The 19,272-nt window shown below is 69.6% G+C and carries 14 protein-coding genes, 1 tRNA gene and 1 pseudogene; 11 read left to right on the top strand and 5 right to left on the bottom strand.

Going from position 1 to position 19,272, the window contains the following annotated elements; genetic code table 11:
* The first annotated feature begins 57 nt into the window (after positions 1-57).
* The 3 genes and pseudogenes from FJ091_14550 (at position 58) to FJ091_14560 (ending at position 2,516) form a co-directional block, all read left to right on the top strand.
* Positions 58-846, top strand: coding sequence for a DUF4124 domain-containing protein (locus FJ091_14550; protein ID MBM4384572.1), 789 nt, complete (start codon positions 58-60; stop codon positions 844-846).
* Between the two features lie 39 nt (positions 847-885).
* Positions 886-1,179, top strand: coding sequence for a helix-turn-helix domain-containing protein (locus FJ091_14555; GenBank protein ID MBM4384573.1), 294 nt, complete (start codon positions 886-888; stop codon positions 1,177-1,179).
* A 491-nt stretch (positions 1,180-1,670) separates the two neighbouring features.
* Positions 1,671-2,516 (top strand): annotated as a pseudogene (locus tag FJ091_14560) (site-specific integrase).
* Positions 2,517-2,655: 139 nt separating this feature from the next.
* Here FJ091_14560 and FJ091_14565 read toward each other — a convergent pair.
* Positions 2,656-2,731: transfer RNA gene (locus FJ091_14565), tRNA-Lys, on the bottom strand.
* Between the two features lie 209 nt (positions 2,732-2,940).
* Here FJ091_14565 and FJ091_14570 point away from each other — a divergent pair.
* Positions 2,941-4,275 carry a hypothetical protein gene (locus FJ091_14570; protein MBM4384574.1) on the top strand — a complete coding sequence of 445 codons (1,335 nt, stop codon included), beginning with the start codon at positions 2,941-2,943 and terminating at the stop codon, positions 4,273-4,275.
* A 47-nt stretch (positions 4,276-4,322) separates the two neighbouring features.
* Here the strand turns inward: FJ091_14570 and FJ091_14575 are convergent, their stop codons facing one another.
* Both FJ091_14575 and FJ091_14580 read right to left on the bottom strand, forming a co-directional pair.
* Entirely contained in the window at positions 4,323-5,627 is a 1,305-nt protein-coding gene (locus FJ091_14575; GenBank protein ID MBM4384575.1) for an adenylosuccinate synthase, read from the bottom strand.
* Entirely contained in the window at positions 5,624-7,210 is a 1,587-nt protein-coding gene (locus tag FJ091_14580) for a phosphoglycerate dehydrogenase (protein MBM4384576.1), read from the bottom strand. Before FJ091_14580 ends, FJ091_14575 begins: the two co-directional genes overlap by 4 nt.
* 235 nt (positions 7,211-7,445) lie before the next feature.
* Here FJ091_14580 and aroA point away from each other — a divergent pair, with 235 nt between their 5' ends.
* Positions 7,446-8,738: a 3-phosphoshikimate 1-carboxyvinyltransferase gene (gene aroA, locus FJ091_14585; protein MBM4384577.1), complete on the top strand. Its 1,293-nt coding sequence runs from the start codon at positions 7,446-7,448 to the stop codon at positions 8,736-8,738.
* Positions 8,739-8,869: 131 nt separating this feature from the next.
* On the opposite strand, the gene FJ091_14590 is transcribed toward aroA, so the two are convergent.
* Positions 8,870-9,301 (bottom strand): biopolymer transporter ExbD, encoded by a 432-nt coding sequence (locus FJ091_14590; protein ID MBM4384578.1) that lies wholly within the window; start codon positions 9,299-9,301, stop codon positions 8,870-8,872.
* Positions 9,276-9,935, bottom strand: a complete 660-nt coding sequence (locus FJ091_14595; protein ID MBM4384579.1) for a MotA/TolQ/ExbB proton channel family protein — start codon at positions 9,933-9,935, stop codon at positions 9,276-9,278. Before FJ091_14595 ends, FJ091_14590 begins: the two co-directional genes overlap by 26 nt.
* Before the next feature lie 186 nt (positions 9,936-10,121).
* On the opposite strand from FJ091_14595, the gene FJ091_14600 reads away from it, so the two are divergent.
* From FJ091_14600 to typA, 6 genes are all read left to right on the top strand, one after another.
* A complete protein-coding gene (locus FJ091_14600) occupies positions 10,122-11,258 on the top strand; it encodes a hypothetical protein (protein MBM4384580.1) in 1,137 nt (378 codons plus the stop codon).
* 7 nt (positions 11,259-11,265) lie between these two features.
* The gene (locus FJ091_14605) at positions 11,266-14,532 is read left to right on the top strand and encodes a hypothetical protein (protein MBM4384581.1); all 3,267 of its coding nucleotides are present in this window, start codon (positions 11,266-11,268) and stop codon (positions 14,530-14,532) included.
* Between the two features lie 134 nt (positions 14,533-14,666).
* The gene (locus FJ091_14610; GenBank protein ID MBM4384582.1) at positions 14,667-15,041 is read left to right on the top strand and encodes a LysM peptidoglycan-binding domain-containing protein; all 375 of its coding nucleotides are present in this window, start codon (positions 14,667-14,669) and stop codon (positions 15,039-15,041) included.
* Between the two features lie 174 nt (positions 15,042-15,215).
* Complete coding sequence (locus FJ091_14615) at positions 15,216-16,442, top strand: sigma 54-interacting transcriptional regulator (GenBank protein MBM4384583.1); 1,227 nt, start codon at positions 15,216-15,218, stop codon at positions 16,440-16,442.
* 117 nt (positions 16,443-16,559) lie between these two features.
* Positions 16,560-17,321, top strand: a complete 762-nt coding sequence (locus FJ091_14620) for a fibronectin type III domain-containing protein (GenBank protein MBM4384584.1) — start codon at positions 16,560-16,562, stop codon at positions 17,319-17,321.
* Between the two features lie 106 nt (positions 17,322-17,427).
* Positions 17,428-19,254, top strand: coding sequence for a translational GTPase TypA (typA, locus tag FJ091_14625; GenBank protein ID MBM4384585.1), 1,827 nt, complete (start codon positions 17,428-17,430; stop codon positions 19,252-19,254).
* Positions 19,255-19,272: the final 18 nt, after the last annotated feature.

The following is a 19,272-nucleotide window of genomic DNA, read 5'->3' on the forward strand; positions in this document are numbered from 1 at the left end:
ACGTCGCGCGCTCAAGTGCGCCCCGCCAGCGGACGATTCGTCCGCGACGGGAGACGCATGCGCATCGCCACGTTCGCCGCCTTGATCGCGCTCCATCTCGCGGCGCCCGCGTTCGCGGAAGGCGAGATCTACAAGTACACGGACGCGAAGGGCAGCGTGCGCTTCACGACGAAACTCGACGAAGTGCCGCCCGCGCAGCGCGCAGCCGCGCAGGCGAGCGCCGCCGCGCGCGTGAAGAAGTCGCAACCGGCGGCGCCGCCGGCGGCAGCCGCGAGCGACGCCAGCGCGGTCGACACGCACGGCGCCTCCGCGAACGGACGCGTTCGCTCCGCGTCGCAAACCCCGGACGGCATCGCCCTGATCCGCAACCGCCTGCTCAAGGGAACCGCGGCCAGCCACGGCATCGATCCGAAGCTGCCGGTTTGGGGCGTCCTGATGGAGGAAGGCCTCGAGGGTGGCCACTACTACACGCTCGTCGCGCTCGCAGACGGCTCGGGCAGCATCTACTTCAGCACCGGGGGCGGCGTGATCGGCGGCAAGAGCGTGCCCGCGATCAACGCGGCTGCGCGCCGGATGGTCGAGCGAGCGACGCGCGACATGCAGCCCTGCGGTGCTTCGGATCGCGCGTGCTTCGAACAGCGGCCCGTTCTCCAGCCCGAGAAGTTCTTCGGCCCCCCTGGCGGCTCGAACGTCCGCTTCTTGGTGCTCACGTCGCGCGGCGTCTACACACTGTCACCACGGAAGAACCTCACTTCCGAGGAGCTGGACGTCCTTGGCATCCCCCGCGGGGAAGCACCCCCTCGAATGCCTCAACGAGGGGGGGTTGGAGTCCGCGCAAAGCGATGAGCACGACGACCTCTTCGGGTTGACGAGGGGGGATTTGGCGTGAAGGGGTCGAGTGTTCAGCCGCCCCTCACGGGCCCCCACGGCAAAAGGGAGGCCCGCAAGTGCATCGACCTCTCGACCAGGTTGGGGCTCTCGTTCGCTGAGGCCGACGCGGCGCTGGGCGTCTCCGAACGACACCTCCGAAACTTGCGGCGTGAGCTTCCCGTCGCACAGCTGGGCGGAAAACTCGTCCTGCCGGTTGATTCGCTTCGCGAGTGGCTGCGGCGGCGCGCTGAGGAGGCGCAGTCGAAGACCGACGCCGCGGTGCGCGAGATTCTGGGCAGTATCGAATAAACAATGCCGAATTATTCTACCTGGGATACGATGAGCGCGATGGCAAAGAAACCGGCGCGGGGCGGGAGACGACCGGGCGCAGGTCGGCCACGCGAGGTCGGGGAGCCGTTCCGCCTGACAATCGACTACGAGCGCGCGGACATCGAAGCGCTGCGCAAGGTGGCAGAGTCCCGCGGAGCATCCGTTTCTAGCCTGATCCGCAGCATGGTGGCGAGCGCCGCGAAGCGCGCGCGCCGGAGGGGCTGAACGTGGGAGCGAAGGTCCAGTGGTACAAGGATGCGTGGTGGGTGCGCGTTCACCACGGGGGCAAGCGCCGCGACAAGCGCGTCGGCGACACGGCCGCAGCCAAGCGCGAGGCCGAGGACATCGCGCGGAAGGTCAACGCTGCGATCGAACTCGGCGGATACGAGACGCTCGACCGAAGCGCGCCGAGCGGTGCCCTGCCCTGCGACGCGACGCTTCGGGAGTGGCTCGCGACCTACTCGCCGACGATGGCGCGCACGACGGAGAAGAGCTTCGCGTGGCTGATCGAGTCGCACCTCGCGCCGCACTTCAAGGCGCGCGACCTCCGCGACATGCGCGAGGACGATCTCTTGGTGTTCGCGCGCGCGAAGCTCGCCGAGGGACTCGCGACGAAGAGCATCGCGAACGCGCTGGGGGTGCTCCGCAACTGCTGCAACGCGCTGATCGATCAACGCCGCCTCGATCGGAACCCTGTGCGCCGCGCGGGTCGGCTCATGCGAAAGATCGCGCGCCGCGAGTCAACCGAGGTCGAGCGCGTCGAGTATTGGACGGAGCGCGAGGCCGCTCTGCTTTTGCGCATCGCCAGCGAGACGGAGCCGCGCTTCGCGCCTGCCCTGCTCGTCGCTTTCTCGACCGGCTGCCGACGCGGCGAAGTGCTCGGGCTCCAGTGGAGCGGTGTGGACTTCGACAACCGCCGCATCGCGGTCCGGCGCTCGGTCACGATGCGCGGGCTGACGACGCCGAAGAGCGGCAAAGCGCGCGAAGTCGTGATGAGCGACGCGCTCGCTTCGGCGCTCTTCGATCTCCGCGCCGAGCGGCACCGCGAATGCCTCGCGCGCGGTTGGCGTGAAATCCCGGCGTGGCTGTTCCCCTCGGTCAGCGGCTCGACGTGGTGGGACGAGACAGCGCTCTCGCGAGCCTGGGAACGCGTCAGGCGGCGCGCGCAGGCCGAGGGCGTGCGACCGCTGCGCTTCCACGCGACGCGCCACAGCTGGGCAACCTGGGCGCTTCGCGCGGGCAAGAGCGTTCGCTGGGTCGCGTCACAACTCGGTCACGCCGATCCCGCGTTCACGCTGCGCGTCTACGCGCACGCGATGCGGAGCGAAGAGACCGATCTCGGCTTCCTCGACGAAATCCGAGCCCCGGAGCCGCGAAATCCGGCTCTCGACGGCTCCAGACGGCTCCAGCCGTTCGACGACGAGGACGCGCAGCTTCCTAAGTCCCTGATTCCATTGGTGGGCCGCCTGGGACTCGAACCCAGAACCAACGGGTTAAAAGCCCGCTGCTCTACCGATTGAGCTAACGGCCCGAAGGCGCGGGAAGTACCACCGGGGCCCCGGAGTGTCGACCGGCAATTGGCGCGCAGGCGCGGCGCAGCGTGCAACCAGGCGCCGCAAAACCGCACGCAAGCCGCCTGCCGCGCATGCCGACAAGACGGCAACGCTTCGGCGTCTCGGGCGAGGTGTGGCTTTGAACAAAACCTTCACGCAGTTCCTGCTGCAGAACGACCTTGCGTCGATGCAAGAGCTCGAGGAGGCCTCGCAGGCCACGGTCCTCTATGGCGGCCGGGTCGGCACCGCACTGATCGAGTTGGGCCTGCTCACGCCCGAGCAACTCGACTCTGCGCTCGCGAATCACCACGGCCTGCCCGAAATCCCCCGCGAGTGGCTGGAGCGTCCCGACGCGGGCGCGCGCGCGGCGCTGCACCTCGATCTCATCAAGCGCCACCGCGCGTTCCCGCTCAACTTCGAGAAGCGCTCGCTGCACGTCGGCATGGTGGACCCGCAGAACGAGGCGGTGCTCGACGACCTCGCTTTCGCGAGCGGCTGCCTGATCGTCCCCTACGCGCTCGCCGAGTTCCGCTTCGTGCAACTGATGCAGCGCGTCTACGGAATCGCGCCGTCGAATCGCTTCAAGAATTTGCTCGACGAGGGGAAGCGCGCGCGCGCGATGCGGGCGCGCGAGGAGCAGCGCGCCGTGGGGCGCGCCAGGCGAAAAGCCGAGGTGGAGGAGAACCTCGCGTTCGGGCCGCTCGCCGCGGACCTGTCTGCGCCCGCGGACGAATCCGCGTTCGTAGTCGCGAACCCGACGCCACTCGCCGCTACGGCAAAGACGTCCGCGCCGGCGCCTCCGGTCGAGGCGACCGCGCCGTTCGCCGCGCAGCCGCCCGCTGCTCCGGCGGCCGCAGCGGCGCGCGCACCGGAGCCCGCGATCGAGATCGACGCGAAGCCACACGTCGCCGATCGGCGCGCGCCGCCGCCCACTCTCGAGCAGCTCGAGGCCACGGTGAAGGAATCGGGTGATCGCGCGGCGGTCATCGAGGCTGCGCTCGCGCTCGGCGCCCGCTTCGCGGAGGTCGTGGCCCTCTTCGTGGTCCGGGACGGCGTCGCCGCAGGGCTCGAGGGTGCCCGCGCAGGGACGCCGCTCGAGCTCGACGCGACGCTGATTCCGCTCGCGGGCGAGCACGCGCTGGCGAGTTGTTACGGCTCGCGCGAACCGCTCCGCACGAAGCCGGCCGCCGCGCTCGACAAGCTGCTCGCGAAGGCGCTGCGCTCGGGCGAAGCGACCGAGATCTGCGTGTTCCCCGTGCGCATCGGCGACCGCGTCGTGAACCTGCTCGTCGCGCAGCCACGCGAAGGCGCGCTCGCGGCGTCGGCATTCGCGGCGTTCAGTGTCCTCTCGACGCAGCTCGCCGACGCGTATGGGCGCCTGATCCGCGAGTCGAAGCAGAAGGCGATGGCGCCGGCGCCGGCTGCGACCGAGAAGCCGGCTCCTGCCCGGGCTCCGCAGACGAGAGCCTCGATCGGAGCGCTTCCGCTGCAGAAGCGCGTGGTGAAGGTGCCCGCGAAGTAGCGCGCCCCTTCCCGCGTGTACCGCCGAAGGGACGAATCTTTCGCAGCTCAGGCGCGCGCGCGGGAGAACGGGTCGCGGCGCGCGATCGTCTCGTCGCGGCCGGGGCCGATCGAGATGAGGTCGATCGGCACCTCCACGAGCGACTCGATGCGCTCGAGATAGCGCCGCGCGTTGCCGGGCAGATCCTCGTAGCGGCGCACACCCGAGAGCGGCTCGTTCCAGCCGGGGAACACCTCGTACACCGCCTCGGCGCGGCTCACTTCGCCGAGCGTCATCGGGAAGTCGGGGGTGAGCTTGCCGTCGATGCGCCACGCGGTGGCGAGGGGGATCTCGGCGAGCCCGGACAGAATGTCGAGCTTGTTCACGGCGAGCGAACCGAAGCCGTTCACGATCGCGGCCTCCTTCAGCACGACGGTGTCGAGCCAGCCGCAACGGCGCTTCCGCCCCGTGGTCGCGCCGAACTCCTGCCCCTTCTCGCCGAGCCACGCGCCGCCTGCGCCGAAATCCTCGGTCGGGAACGGCCCGCCACCGACGCGCGTCGTGTAGGCCTTCGTGATCCCCAAAACGTTGTCGATGCGCGTCGGTCCGACGCCGGCGCCTGTGCACGCCGCACCCGCCACGCAGTTCGAGGACGTGACGAACGGATACGTGCCGTGGTCGATGTCGAGGAAGGTGCCCTGCGCGCCTTCGAAGAGAACCTTCTTGTCTTCACGAATCGCCCGCTCGAGCAGCTTGCCGGTGTGGTCGACGTAGATCGCGAGCTCCTTGCCGAGCGCGAGCAGCTCGTCGTACACGTCGTCCGCCGCGATCTCCTGCCAGCGGTGCAGCTCCTTCAGCTCGAAATTCTTCTCGCGCGCCATGCGATCGACGGCCGCGCGCAGCGAGGGCGGATCGAGCAAGTCCGCGACGCGGATGCCGCGGCGCGCAACCTTGTCTTCGTAGGTCGGTCCGATGCCGCGGCCCGTCGTTCCGATCGCGCCTTCGCGCCGCGCCTCTTCGCGCGCCTTGTCGAGCGCGACGTGCCAGGGCGTGATCACGTGCGCGCGGCCGGAGACGCGCAGCCGCGCGGGATCGTCGAGCGCGCCTTGCTTTCGGATCTTCGAGATCTCGTCGATGAGCACCTTCGGGTCCACCACGACGCCCGGCCCGACGAGGTTGACCGTGCCCTTCTGCAGAATGCCCGACGGCACGAGATGCAGGACGGTCTTCACGCCGCCGACGATCAGCGTGTGGCCCGCGTTGTTTCCGCCGTGAAAGCGCACGACGTAGTCGGCCGCGACCGCGAGCCAGTCGACGATCTTGCCCTTGCCTTCGTCGCCCCACTGAGCGCCAACCGCGACGAGAGTGGTCATCGCCCGAGGTCCACGAGCTGCGCGCTGATCATGTTCGGCAGCGAGCGCAGCCGCTCCATCACGCGCTCGTCGGGCGCCTGATCCACGTTCACGATCATCGCGGCCTCGCCCCTCTCGCGGATCAGCGCGAGCTGCATGCGCGAGATGTTGATGGCGCACTCACCCAACAAGAGGCCCACCGCGCCGACCACACCGGGGCGGTCGTGATTCTGGATGAGGATCGTCGGGCCCTCGGGAATCGCCTCGAGCATGAAGTCGTCGATGCGCACGATGCGCGGCTGATTGCCGTGAAAGAGCGCGCCGGTGATGAGCCGCTGCGTGCGGCCCTTCACGCGCGTCGTGATCGCGCTCGCGAAATCGATCGGGCGCGACGACTTCGTCTCGACTACGCGGATGCCGCGCTCGCGCGCGATCACCGGCGCGTTCACCATGTTCACGCGATCGGTCACCGACTCGAGCACGCCCTTCAGCACCGCGATTGTTATGGCGGACACGCGCAGATTCGAGACATCGCCCGCGTACTCGATCTCGATCTCTTCGATCGCACCTGGGCGCAGCTGGCCCTGGAAGCGCCCGAGCTTCTCGCCGAGCACGAGGTACGGGCGCACCTGGGCGAGCAGCTCCGGCGAGATCGAGGGCATGTTCACGGCGTTGCGCACTTCGCCGTTCAGCAGGAAGTCGCGCACCTGCTCCGCCACCGCGATCGAGACGTTGATCTGCGCCTGCTCCGTGCTCGCGCCGAGGTGCGGCGTGCAGATCACGTTCGGGTGCACCACGAGCGGATGATCTTTCGGGGTCGGCTCCTGCTCGAACACGTCGAGCGCAGCGCCCGCCACGTGGCCGGAGCTCAGCGCCGCGAGCAGCGCCGCCTCGTCGACGATGCCGCCGCGCGCCGCGTTGATGATGAGCACGCCGGGCTTCGCCTTCGCGAGCCGTTCGGCGTTGATCAGCTTCGTCGTGTCCTTCGTCTTCGGGACGTGAACCGTGATCGCGTCGCTGCGCGTGAAGAGGTCGTCGAGCGACACCAGCTCGACGTCCATCTGCTGCGCCACTTCCGGCGAGATGAACGGGTCGTACGCGATCACGCGCATGCCGAGCCCGCGCGCGCGCTCGGCCACGATGCGGCCGATGTTGCCGAGCCCCACCACGCCGAGCGTGCGGTTGTAGAGCTCCATGCCCTGGAACTTCGTCTTCTCCCACTTGCCCGCCTTCATCGAGGCGGTCGCCTGCGGCACGTGCCGCGCGAGCGAAACGAGCAGCGCGATCGCGTGCTCCGCCGTAGTGACGTTGTTCCCTTCCGGCGTGTTGACCACGACGATGCCGCGCTGGGTCGCGGCGGAGACGTCGACGTTGTCGACGCCGATGCCCGCGCGCCCGATCACCTTCAGCTGCGGCGCCGCGGCGATCACGTCCGCCGTGACCTTCGTACCGCTCCGCACCACGAGGCCGTCCGCGTCGGCGAGAACGCCCGCGAGCTCACCGGGCGAGATGCCCGGCACGTTCACGACCTCGAGGCCCGAGGCGCGCTGCAGGATCGTGAGCCCCTGCTCCGCGAGTGCGTCGCTCACCACCACTTTCGGCACGCGGGTCTCCTTCCGTCGCAAGCCGCCCGCAAAACCGAGGCTCAGGGGCCGGGAACCCGGCCAGCCTGGGGACGCGTGCCGCGCCCGGCTCGAAGAACGGCGCAGGATTGCCGCGACGGGGGGGCGGTGCAAGGCGCGCGAAGAATCGAGGGGCGTGGGTCTGACGCCGGATTGGCGATTCTCCGCGGGCGCGGGTCTGACCCTCGCTGCGCGCTTCCCTTACGTTGCCTCGCCCATGTCCGCCGCCCTGCCCGACCCGCTGCCGATCCGCCCGCGCGGCCCGCTCGCGGCGACGGTGCGCCCGCCTGGCTCGCGCAGCCTCGCGAATCGCGCGCAGCTCGCGGCGGCCCTCGCGCGCGGCACGAGCGTCGTGCGCAACCTCACGCCGAGCGACGACGTGGATGCGATGCGGCTCGGGCTCGAGGCGCTCGGCGTGCGCATGGAGCGCATCGGGGGTGCGGACGACTGGCGCATCCACGGTGTCGACGGGCGCTTCGCGCCGATCGCGAGCGCCATCGACGTGCGCGCGTCCGGCACCACCGCGCGCTTCCTCACTGCGGCGGCCACGCTCGCGAGTGCTCCGGTCATGCTCGACGGCACGAAGCGCATGCGCGAGCGCCCGATCGCGGATCTCGCCGCCGCGCTCGGCGCACTCGGGGCGCGCGTCGAGGTGCTCGGCGAGCGCGGCTGTCCCCCTGTGCGCGCAGGCGGCTCGCGCCTCGTCGGCGGCGAGGCGTTGCTCGACGTGCGGCGCAGCTCGAGCCAGTACGTGTCGGGGATCTTGCTTGCGGCGCCGTACGCGGAGCGCGATGTCACGCTGCGCCTCGCCGGGGACGAAGTCACCTCGCGCCCGTTCGTGGACATGACCCTCGCCGTGATGCGCGACTTCGGCGCCGACGTCGAATGGCGCGGCCCGGGCACATTGTTCGTGCGCGCGGGCCGCGGCTACCGCGCGCGCGAGTACTTCGTCGAGCCCGATGCGCAGGGCGCCGTCTACGGCTTCGCGGCCGCGGCGATCGTGGGCGGGCACGTGACGGTGGAGCACATTGCGCGCGACTCGACGCAGGGCGAGCTCGCCTTCCTCGGCGCGCTCGAAGCGATGGGCTGCGCGGTCGAGCGCAGCGACCACGCGATCACGGTGCGCAGTGCGCCGAAGCTGCGCGGCATTCGCGTCGACGCCAACGCGTGGTCCGACTCGGCGCTCGCGCTCGCGGTCGTCGCGCTCTTCGCCGACGGCCCGACCGAGATCGTCAACGTGCCGAACCTGCGCATCAAAGAGACCGACCGCCTCGCCGCGCTCGAGCGCGAGCTCGCGAAGCTGGGCGCGCGCACGAGCACGGGCGCGGACTGGCTGCGCATCGAGCCGGGTCCAGCGCGCAGCGCCGAGATCGACACCTACGACGACCACCGCATGGCGATGTCGTTCGCGCTCGCCGGCCTGCGCATCCCCGGCGTCGCGATCCGCGACCCCGGCTGCGTGAGCAAGACGTGGCCGGGGTTTTTTGAGGCGCTCGCGAGCTGGGCGTGAGTGATTGCCCTCTGCTCAGCCTGCGCGCCGCCTGGGCACAGAACCGGGGACATTCCGAAAGCAAGTAAAGAAACGCTCTGCTTTACTTTCTTGCGGAACGTCCCCGTTCCTCTGGTGCGCACATTGCGGCGCTACTCGCCCCCGCCCTTCACCTTGATGGTCGCGAGCGCGAAGCCTTCGGCGCCGGCGATCTGGGCTTGGTCGAGCACGAACACGGCCTCGCCGTAGACGATCTCCTTGTCGCCGCGCAGGATCACGATCTTGTCCGTCGCCACTTCGAGCGCGGCCTTGATCTTGTCTTGCAGCGCGTCGCGGGCGACTACGTCGCCGTCGACTTGAATCGTGCCGTCGGTCGAGATCGTGACGTTCACGGCCTTCGGCGGCGTCTTGCCTGCCTCCTGGGCCGAAGGCAGATCGACCTTCTTGCCCGTGTTCGCGATCACCGACGACGTGACCATGAAGATGATCAGCAGCACGAGGAACACGTCGGTCAGCGGCGTGATGTTGATCTCGGCGACGATTCCGCCGCCGCTCTCGTCATCGCCCGGAAGCTGAACCGCCATGCGGCGCCTCCCCCGCTTCGAGCGTGAGCAGCGCCTGCACGAAGCGCTCGGTCGCCCGCGCGCTCGTGCCCGTGATCGCCGCGATGCGCGTGTTCAAGTAGTTGTAGAGAAGCAGCGCGATGATCGCGATCAACAGGCCGACCGCCGTAGCGATCAGCGCCTCCGAGATGCCTTCCGACACCACCGCGAAGCCGGCGTCGCCGCTCTCCGCGATCGCACCGAAGGCGCCGATGATGCCGATCACCGTGCCGAGCAGGCCGATGTACGGCGCGAGCGAGCCGATCGTGCCGACGAACCAGATGCCGCGCTTGAGGTCGGTCAGGAACTCCTGGCGCGCCGTCGCGAGCACGGTTTGGATGTCCTCGACGGCGAAGTTGCCCCAGCGCAGGCCCTCGGCGAATACCGTTGACATCGGCGTCGTCGAGGCTTCACACAGCGCGCGGGCGGCGGGCAGGTCTCGTTTCAGGAGGTGATCGACGACTTTGCGCGTGACGTCGCGCGTCGCCTGCTCCATCCCGCGAAACTTCCAGAGCCGCTCGAAGCTGATCGAGAACACGATCACTGACAGGATTCCGAGCGGGTACGTCACGTACCAGCCCAGCTGGAGCAGATGCAAGAGCTCGGATGCGCTCATGCGGGACGTAACTCCTTGCTTCCAAGAACGTTGAAGGCGCGCAGTGGGTAACCGATGAGGCGTTTCGTTGACACCCCTGGAGGGCTCTCTTAGGTTGGCCCGACCGCGACGAAAACCCCTGCAAACGCGAATAGTTGCGACGTAACCCGAAGCCCGAGACGGGCCATTCCGAGGCGCGCGGACGAAATGAGCGAACTGGCGATGCAGAGCGGCTTCGTGGTGCGCAGGCGCCACGCGGGGAAGCACGCCAAGCGCCACGTCCGTAACAACTCCGCGCTGGCCGCCGTCGCCGCGCCGGCGGGCGCATTCCCCGGCACCGCGATGCCCGAGCCCGCGGGCGCGCGCGAGCGCCTCGTCTCCAGCGGGCTCTCGATCCTGATGCACGGCCTCGGCGTCGCCCTGATTGCGCTGACCGCCTATCTCGCGCCCGACGAGATCAAGGAATCGATCATCGAGATCACGCGCATCGAGGATCTCCCGAGCAACGACTCCTCCGTCTCCCCGAAGCCGCGCGCGATCGCGGAGAGCACGGGCCAGTTCGCGCCCGCGCCGATGGCGCTGCAGGCGCACGTGATCAACCCCACCCTGATTCAGGCGCGCGCTGCGAACATCGCGGCGGCGCAGGCGATCCAGGTCGAGGCGATCACGGCCGTGGCGGCGCCGAAGCAGATCGTCCACACCACCGCGCCCACGGTGGAAGCCGCGCGCACCTATCAGTCGATCGCGACCGTCACCGCTGCGCAGGTCGACACCAGCGCCGCGACCGCGCAGATCTCCGGCAACGTCTCGATCAACGCGCCGCAGGGCGTGGTCGTGGGTCCGCGGCAAGTCACCACTACGGGCGCCACGGTCGGCATCGGGGGGCCCACCGCGCTCGGCACGGGCTCCTCGGTGCGGGAAGGCATCGCCTCTGGGCGCGACGTCGTGGGCCACAAGACGGGCGAGCGAGCTTCGATGAGCACCGTCTACGGCAGCGGCGGCGGACGCGGCTTCGGCGGCGACGGCACGGGCTCGGGCGGCGGCGCCCAGCAGAAGTGCTCTCAGCGCCCGGAAGTCCAGAGCTACCTCGCGCGCGTGAAACAGCGCGTGCTCGCGCGCTGGAAGGGCGCCGGCGTCGGCGAAGTCGAGCTGGAGTTCGCGATCGATGCCGCCGGCACGGCGACGGGGATCAAGTTCGTGAACGCTCCGGACCCCACGCTGGGCGAAGGCATTGCCGAGGCGATGCGCGTTGCGTCGCCATTCGAGCCGATGACGAGCGCAGTGAGCGGCTGCCTCGCCGGCGACACGCTCTACGCAACGTTCACGCTGGCCCGCGAACGCTGAGCCGCTCGTGCGCTCGCCCTGGTTCGCACTTGCGTTCGCGCTGCACGCCGCTGCGGCGTACGCGCAGGCGCCGGCCGCTGCACCGTGCCAGGTCTTTCAGAACCAGTCGTTCGACCCCGAAACGGAGGAGATCCTCCGCAACGAGTCCGACACGAATTGCGACGGCAAGTTCGACGAGGTGATCTCGTACGAGAAGAACGAGCCGAAGCGCGCCGAGAAAGACCAGAACCACGACGGGAAGTTCGACACGTTTATCGACTACGCGCCCGGTGGAGTCGTGCTCCGCCAGGAGCGCGACGCGGACTACGACGGCAAGCTCGACCAGTGGGTCGAGTTCACCAATAACAAGCCCGCGCTGCAGAAGGACGACAGCAACGGCGACGGCAAGCCCGACTCGGTGAAGACGTTCGTGAACGGCGAGCCCACCCTGCTCGAGCAGGATCGCGACTTCGACGGCAAGAACGACTCGCGCACGGAGTTCACGAGCGGCGTACCGAGCCTCGTGCTCGACGACGAGAACGAGGATGGCCGGCCCGAGATTCGCGCCGAGTACGAGCCGAACGGCGACAAGAAACGCGAGGAGCAGGACACGAACGGCGACGGCCGTTTCGACGTGCTGATCGAGTACGCCGCTGGCAAGCAAACGCGCATCAGCGAGGACAACGGCGGGAAGCCCGGCTTCGACGTGATCACCGAGTACGGCGCGGACGGGAAGATCACGTCGCGGCGCGCGGACTCGGACGACGACGGCTCGTTCGACGTGGTCTCGACTTATCAGGCGGGGGTCGAGCGCAAGCAGACGCGCGACACCGACCAGGACGGCGTGTTCGACTCGCTCAGCGAGTTCGACGGCGAGGGGCGGCCCACGCGCGAGGACTTCGATCCCGACGACGACGGCCGCGTCGACCTGCGCCGCGAGTCGAAGGACGGCGCGAAGTACGCGGAGCTCGCCGACACGAATGCGGACGGCAAGTTCGATCTGACGACGCGCTTCGCGGCGGGCAAGAAGCTCGCCACGGAAGCGGATACGAACCACGACGGAAAACCCGACGTGTTCGTGGACTTCGCGGAAGACGCCCGCAAGCAGCAGCGCGAGGACCAGAATCACGACGGCAAGATCGACGCGATCTTCGACTACGAGATCGACGGCGAGTCGCTCACGCTCGACCGCCGCGACAGCGATCACGACGGCAGCTTCGACACCGTCGCGAAGTATCAGGCGGGCACGCTGCTCACGAAGACCGTCGACCAAGACGACGACGGCAAGCCCGAGCGAAGCGAGCACTACATCGCCGGGCAGCTCGTGCGGCTCGAGCTCGACGAGAACGACGACGGGCGCACCGAGGCGTGGAGTCACTACGGGCTCGAGGGCAAGCTCGCGAAGCAGGAGCAAGACACGAACGGAGACGGTCGACCGGATACCTGGGTCGAGCTGTTCCCGAACGGCGCGATCGCGCGCGTGCTCCAGGATCGCGACTTCGACGGCAAGCCCGAGACGTGGCGCACGCAGGACGAGTCCGGCGCGACGACGCAGCTCGAAGAGGACAAGAACGCGGACGGCAAGCCCGATCGCGTGGTGAAGTTCGCGAACGGCGTGGCGGACTCGTTCGAGGAGGACACGACGTTCGACGGCAAGCCCGATGTCGCGGGGAGGCTCGCTGCCGATGGCAAGGTGCTCGAAGAGCGGCGCGTGACGGATGCCGGCGCGGTCAAAGTCTCGTTCGAGGGCGGACAGAAGGCCCGCGAGGAGCAGGACAAGAACGCGGACGGCAAGCCCGACGTGATCTCCACGTTCAAGAACGGCGCGCTCGCGCTGCAGGAGCAAGATGAAGACGCCGACGGCGTGATCGACACGCGCCTCGCGTTCGAAGGCGGGAAGCGCGTGCGCCAAGAGCGCGACACGAATGGCGACGACCAGCTCGACGCGACGACGTACTACGACGCGAACGAACAGCCGCTGCGCGAAGAGCTCGACACGAACGCGGACGGCAAGGTCGACGTGCGGCGCTTCTACGAGGCCGGCGCGATCGCGCGCGAAGAGCAAGACGCGGACAAGAACGGCAGCTTCGAGCTCACCACGTTCCTCGCGAGCGGCGCGCCGCAGCGCTCCGAGGCCGACGCGAACGGCGACGGCAAGCCCGACATCTTCGTCACGTATGCGGGCGGCAAGCGCGCGGAGCAGCGCGAGGACACGAGCGGCGACGGCACGATCGATGCGGTGACGACGTTCGGCGCCGACGACAAGCCCGCGCAGATCGCCGAAGACACGGACGCGGACGGCCGGCTCGAGACCACGAGCTACTTCGTCGCCGGCGAGCTCGCGCGCACCGAGAAGGACCGCAACGGCGACGGGAAGCCCGACGTGCGCGTCGCTTATCAGGGCGGGAAGCCGAGCCTCACCGAGCAGGACGACGACTACAACGGCAGCTTCGAGAAGCGCGTCGCGTCGTCGATAAAGGGCGAGCAAGAGCAGAGCGAGGACCGCAACGGCGACGGACAGCCCGATCTGCGCGTCGTGTTCGACGCCAAGGGCACGATTCTCAGGCAGGAAGAGGACCGCAACTTCGACGGGAAGCCCGACGTCGTCTCCGAGTTCTCGGGCGGCGTGCTGCGCCTCGTGCGCGAGGACTCGAAGGGCCGCGGCTGCTTCGACGTGGAGCAGCGTCTCGCGAGCGACGGCAAGACGGTGGAGGAGCAGGCGATCGACGAGAACGGCGACTGCAAGCTCGACCTGTGGTCGCACTTCGAGAACGGCGCGCCGGTGTGGCAGGCGCAGGATCAGCGCGGCGGCGGGTTCGCGACCGTGCTCACACGCTTCGACGCGAGCGGCGCGCCCACCGTGCAAGAGCTCGTGAGCGAGGGCAAGCGCGCGCCCGACACGAAGATCTTCCTCGTGAACGGCGCGGTCGACGCGCAGTGCCTCGACAGCGACGGCAACCGCACGCTCGACGTGCGCTACCGCATCGCCGGCGGCGCGGTCGCCGAGGGCCTCGTCGACACGAACCGCGACGGCAAAGCGAACGCGCGCCAGATCTGGAGCGGCGGCGCCATCGCCCACGTCGAGGTCGACACGAACGGCGACGGGCGCGCCGACGTCGTGCAGTACTTCTCAGGGCAGAACGTGATTCGCCAGTGCGAGGACGCGCAGTTCGACGGCTCGGTCGACCAGTGCTTCGAGGGCCAGAAGGTCGTGCCGGTCTCCGGCGTGAAGGACCTGAGCCGCGCACTCGGCTCGCTCAACTGCGGCGGCTTCGACGCGTTCTGGCGCCGCTAGCGAGCCCGCGGCAGGCACGCGCATCCCGCGTGCAGGCGCACCTCGGAATTTCGCGCGGATCCTGGTGATTTCGATCACGCGCTGGATTTGGGCGAGGCGTACGATCGACCAGCCTCCCCACCAGGGTTCCGTTGATGCGCGCTGCGCTCCTGACCACAGCCGTCGTGCTTCTCGTGTTCGTCGCCTGGGCGAATCTGCGCGGATCTCTCGGGTCTGAGCGACGACCCGACCTCGCGACGTCGCAGTCCTCGGGCGAGCTGCCCGATGTCGCTGCGCCCCCGACGCGCGCCGCGGAGATTGCGTCACCGAGCCCCGAGGCCGTCTACGAACCGGCCACGGGCGCGCCGCCCGCCCGTCAGCACGTCGTCGCTGCGGGCGAGACGCTCGCCACGATCTCGCTCCGTCATTACGGCGACGAGACGCACGCGAACGCCATCTACGAAGCCAACCGCGACCAGATTCGCGATCCCGCGCAGCTGCACGAGGGGCAGACGCTGAGCCTGCCGTGAACGCGCGGCGTCCTCGCGCGTGAACCGCCGTCGCTGACGAACCGCGCCGAATTGCGTCAAAGCGCGACCGCGCGCGAGCGGCCGCGGCGCACGCGAGCGGCCGTTCTCGCGACCGCTCGCGGCTTGCTGGGCGGCACACGCCTTGCTCCTCGCATCCGGCGAAGGAGTCCCGCCGTGCGACCGCAGTCGATTTTGTGGATCGGAGATCCCGCGGGCTTGCAGGCCAACCCTGCAGCCCAGTGCCCCGAGCTCGACCTCGTCTGGGCGCGCGACGCCAGCGACGCGCTCGCGCTGCCCCTCACGAGCTTCGCGTGCGTCGTGATGGATGCGGACGTGGGCAGCGACGCGCTCGCGGAACGGCTGCGCAGCCTCGGCGCGGCCGACGTGCTGCTCACGCACGATCCCGCGCGCTACCCGCGCCTCGCGGACCTCGCGCGCCGCCCTGCGAAGCCAGCGCTGCGCGGCGTCGTCGCCGCCAGCGAGGCGATGCAGCGCGTGCTCGCGCTCGTCGGACGCGCACAAGCCACGCACGCCACGGTCCTGCTCACCGGCGAGACCGGCACCGGCAAGGAGGTGATGGCGCGCGCGATTCACGCCGGCAGCGCGCGTTCGCGCGCCCCGTTCGTGGCGCTCAACTGCGCAGCGTTTCCGGAAGGGCTGCTCGAGAGCGAGCTGTTCGGCCATGCGCGAGGCGCGTTCACGGGGGCCGACCGCGCCAAGGAAGGGCTGTTCGTCGCGGCGGACGGCGGGACGCTCTTCCTCGACGAAGTGGGCGAGACCTCCCTGCCCTTCCAAGTGAAGTTGTTACGGGCGCTGCAGGAGCGCGAGGTTCGGCCGGTGGGCGGAACGCGCACGCAGCGCGTCGACGTGCGCGTGATCGCGGCGACGAACCGCGAGCTGCGGCGCGACATCGATCGCGGCGCGTTTCGCGCAGACCTGTACTACCGCCTCGCCGTGTTCCCGCTGCGCCTGCCGCCGCTGCGCGAGCGCCGCGCCGACATCGCGCCGCTCGCCACGCACTTCCTCGCCTCGCACGGCGAGCGCGAAGGCAAACGCGGCTGCGCGCTCGCAACGGACGCGCTCGCGCTGCTCGCCGCGCACACCTGGCCCGGCAACGTGCGCGAGCTCGAGAACGAGATGCTGCGCGCGCTCGCGCTCTCGGAGCCAGGCGAGGAGATTCCCGCGGCGCGGCTGTCGCAGCGCCTCGGCGAGCACGTCGATCTCGCGGAGGCGCTGCCCGCCGGCGGCGAGCCGCTGCGCGTCACTCTCGCGCGCGTGGAGACGCTCGTACTCCAGCGCAGCCTCGCGCGGCACAGCGGCCGCCGCGCGGAGACCGCGCGCGCGCTCGGCATCACGCGCGAAGGGCTGCACAAGAAGCTGCGGCGACTCGGCATCGCCTGACGGCAACACATCGCTTGCGCATCGCGTGCCCGCCGTCACCGCAGCGCGCTCGCTTTCTCGCGCGCTCGTGCGTGTCCTCACGATCGCCGCGGCGATGGCGCCCGAATCGATGCAGCGATGGAAACGCGCACCCCCCTCCTCTCCGCCGCTCGCGCCGCAGGCATCGGCCTGCTGAGCGCGCTCCTCCTGCTCACGCCGGTGAACCTCGGCGCCGCGCCGCGCGATCACGTGATCGTGTGGATGCCGCCGGGCGGCACCGTCGGTGGCTATCGCGTGCACGTCGGCCCGCAGCCATCGCTCTACGACCAGGTGCTCGACCTCGGCGTCGTGCCGATCGATCCCGACGGACTCGGCCGCGCCACGCTCACGCTCGACTCGTCGTTCGACTACTACGTGGCGCTGGTCGCGTACAACAGCGCCGGCGACTCGCCGAAGTCGAACGAGATCCGCGTCGCGAAGTCGATGTGCGATCCCACGCAGTGCAGTGACAACGAGTCGTGCACCGCCGACGACTGCGGTCCGAACGGCTGCACCCACACTCCGGTTCCCGACGGCACTCACTGCAGCGCCGGCCCGAGCTCGGCAGGCATGTGCTCGGCTGGCCGCTGCCAGCCTGCGCAGTGCACGCAGGCCTCGCACTGCGACGACGGCAACGCGTGCAACGGCGCCGAGTCGTGCAGCGTGACGGGATCGTGCAGCGCCGGCACGCCACTCAGCTGCGGCGCGCCGAAGCAGTGCTCGATTCCGAGCTGCGATCCCGCGCGCGGCTGCATCGAGATCGCGCGCCCGGACGGCACGCTCTGCAACGACGGCCGCCGCAACACCACGGGCGACCGGTGCGTCGCCGGCGTGTGCCGCGGGAAGCGCATCCGCCGCTGACAGCCCACGCGCGCGCGCAGCCGCCAGCGAACCGCGCAGCGAGCCGCGGGCGAGCGAGGTCAAGGCGGTAGCGACGCTCGCTCGAATCCCTAAGGTGCCGCGCCTCATGGCGGTCACCGACTCGATTGGCGCGCGCGCTCCGCGCACCGACCTGCGCAACGTCGCGATCATCGCGCACGTCGATCACGGCAAGACCACGCTCGTCGACGGCCTGTTCCGTTTCACCGGTGCGCTGCGTGCGAATCAGGCGATGCAAGAGCGCGCGATGGACTCGAACGACATCGAGCGCGAGCGCGGCATCACGATCCTCGCGAAGACCACCTCGATCGACTACGAGGGCGTGCACATCCACATCGTGGACACGCCGGGCCACTCGGATTTCGGCGGTGAGGTGGAGCGCGTGCTCGGCATGGTCGACAGCGTGCTGCTGCTGGTCGACGCGGTCGACGGCGTGATGCCGCAGACTCGCTTCGTGCTGCGCAAGGCGCTCGAGCACGGCCTGCGCCCGATCGTGGTCGTGAACAAGATCGATCGCCCCGAGTCGCGCGGCGACGCGATCGTCGACGAGGTGTTCGACCTGCTCGTCGAGCTCGGCGCGAACGACGTGCAGCTCGAGTTCCCCGTCGTGTTCTGCAGCGCGAAGCAGATGATCGCCGGCCTGAGTCTCGACGAGCCGATGAAGGATCTGCGGCCGCTGCTCGAGACGATCCTCGCGCACGCGCCGGCGCCGATGGTCGACCGCAAGGGACCGCTGCAGTTCCAGGCCGTGACGCTCGGCTACGACGAGTTCTTGGGGCGTCTCGTGATCGGCCGCGTGATCCGCGGCCGGCTCGCGCGCGGCGTGCCGGTCGTGCGCATCCCCGAGAAGGGCGCGCCCGAGCCGTTCCGCATCACGAAGCTGTTCGGCACGAAGGGCCTCGATCGCGTCGAGCTCGACAGCGCCGAAGCGGGCGACATCGCGATCGTGGCGGGCATCGACGACGTGCAGATCGGCGACACGGTCGCGGACCCGAGCGATCCGACGCCGCTGCCGCGCATCGCGATCGACCCGCCCACGATCCGCGTGAAGTTCTCGGTGAACACGTCGCCGTTCTCGGGACGCGAGGGCAAGTTCCTGACGAGCCGGCAGATCGGCGAGCGGCTCGAGCGCGAGGCGCTCACCAACGTCTCGATCAAGCTCGAGCCCACCGAATCGACCGAGACGTTCCAGGTCGCCGGCCGCGGCGAGCTGCAGATCGCGATCCTGATCGAGAACTTGCGCCGCGAGGGCTACGAGTTTTCCGTCTCGCGCCCGGAGATCATCCCGCGCGAAGTCGAAGGCGCGCTGTGCGAGCCGGTCGAGGACGTGATCGCCGAGGTGCCCGAGCAGTACGCGGGCGCGGTGATGGAAGGCCTCGCGGTGCGCAAGGGCCGCATGCTCGACATGGAGCCCCAGGGCAACCGCACCTGGCTGCACTTCGCGGTGCCGAGCCGCGGGCTGTTCGGCTACCGCGGACAATTCCTCACTGCGACGCGCGGTGAAGGCGTGCTGCATCGCACGATCCGCGGCTACGAGCCCTACGCGGGGCCGCTCGCCGGCCGGGGCGTCGGCGCGATCATCGCGAGCGAGGCGGGCAAGACGACGCCGTACGCGATGTTCCACATCCAGGAGCGCTCGACGCTGTTCGTGCATTCGGGCACGCCGGTGTACGAGGGCCAGATCGTCGGCGAGAACGCGCGCGCGGGCGACCTCAACGTGAACATCGTGCGCGCGAAGAAGCTCACGAACATTCGCGCCGCGGGGAAAGACGAGAACACGATCGTGACGCCGCCGCGCCAGCTCACGATCGAGTCCGCGCTCGAGTGGATCGAGGAAGACGAGCTGCTCGAGGTGACGCCGCAGTCGCTGCGCCTGCGCAAGCGCGTGCTCGCGGCGAACATGCGCAAGCGCTGAGCCGGCGCGGGTCTCGCT

This window comes from Deltaproteobacteria bacterium, assembly GCA_016875395.1.
In the GTDB taxonomy this organism is placed as follows: Bacteria; Myxococcota_A; UBA9160; order UBA9160; family UBA6930; genus VGRF01.

What these genes read in the sequence shown, in the direction of transcription:
- FJ091_14550 (MBM4384572.1), top strand. Translation starts at nt 58, where the DNA reads ATGCGCATCGCCACGTTCGCCGCCTTGATCGCGCTCCATCTCGCGGCG.
- FJ091_14570 (MBM4384574.1), top strand. Translation starts at nt 2,941, where the DNA reads ATGCAAGAGCTCGAGGAGGCCTCGCAGGCCACGGTCCTCTATGGCGGC.
- FJ091_14575 (MBM4384575.1), bottom strand. Translation starts at nt 5,627, where the DNA reads ATGACCACTCTCGTCGCGGTTGGCGCTCAGTGGGGCGACGAAGGCAAG.
- aroA (MBM4384577.1), top strand. Translation starts at nt 7,446, where the DNA reads ATGTCCGCCGCCCTGCCCGACCCGCTGCCGATCCGCCCGCGCGGCCCG.
- FJ091_14590 (MBM4384578.1), bottom strand. Translation starts at nt 9,301, where the DNA reads ATGGCGGTTCAGCTTCCGGGCGATGACGAGAGCGGCGGCGGAATCGTC.
- FJ091_14595 (MBM4384579.1), bottom strand. Translation starts at nt 9,935, where the DNA reads ATGAGCGCATCCGAGCTCTTGCATCTGCTCCAGCTGGGCTGGTACGTG.
- FJ091_14600 (MBM4384580.1), top strand. Translation starts at nt 10,122, where the DNA reads ATGAGCGAACTGGCGATGCAGAGCGGCTTCGTGGTGCGCAGGCGCCAC.
- FJ091_14610 (MBM4384582.1), top strand. Translation starts at nt 14,667, where the DNA reads ATGCGCGCTGCGCTCCTGACCACAGCCGTCGTGCTTCTCGTGTTCGTC.
- FJ091_14620 (MBM4384584.1), top strand. Translation starts at nt 16,560, where the DNA reads ATGGAAACGCGCACCCCCCTCCTCTCCGCCGCTCGCGCCGCAGGCATC.
- typA (MBM4384585.1), top strand. Translation starts at nt 17,428, where the DNA reads ATGGCGGTCACCGACTCGATTGGCGCGCGCGCTCCGCGCACCGACCTG.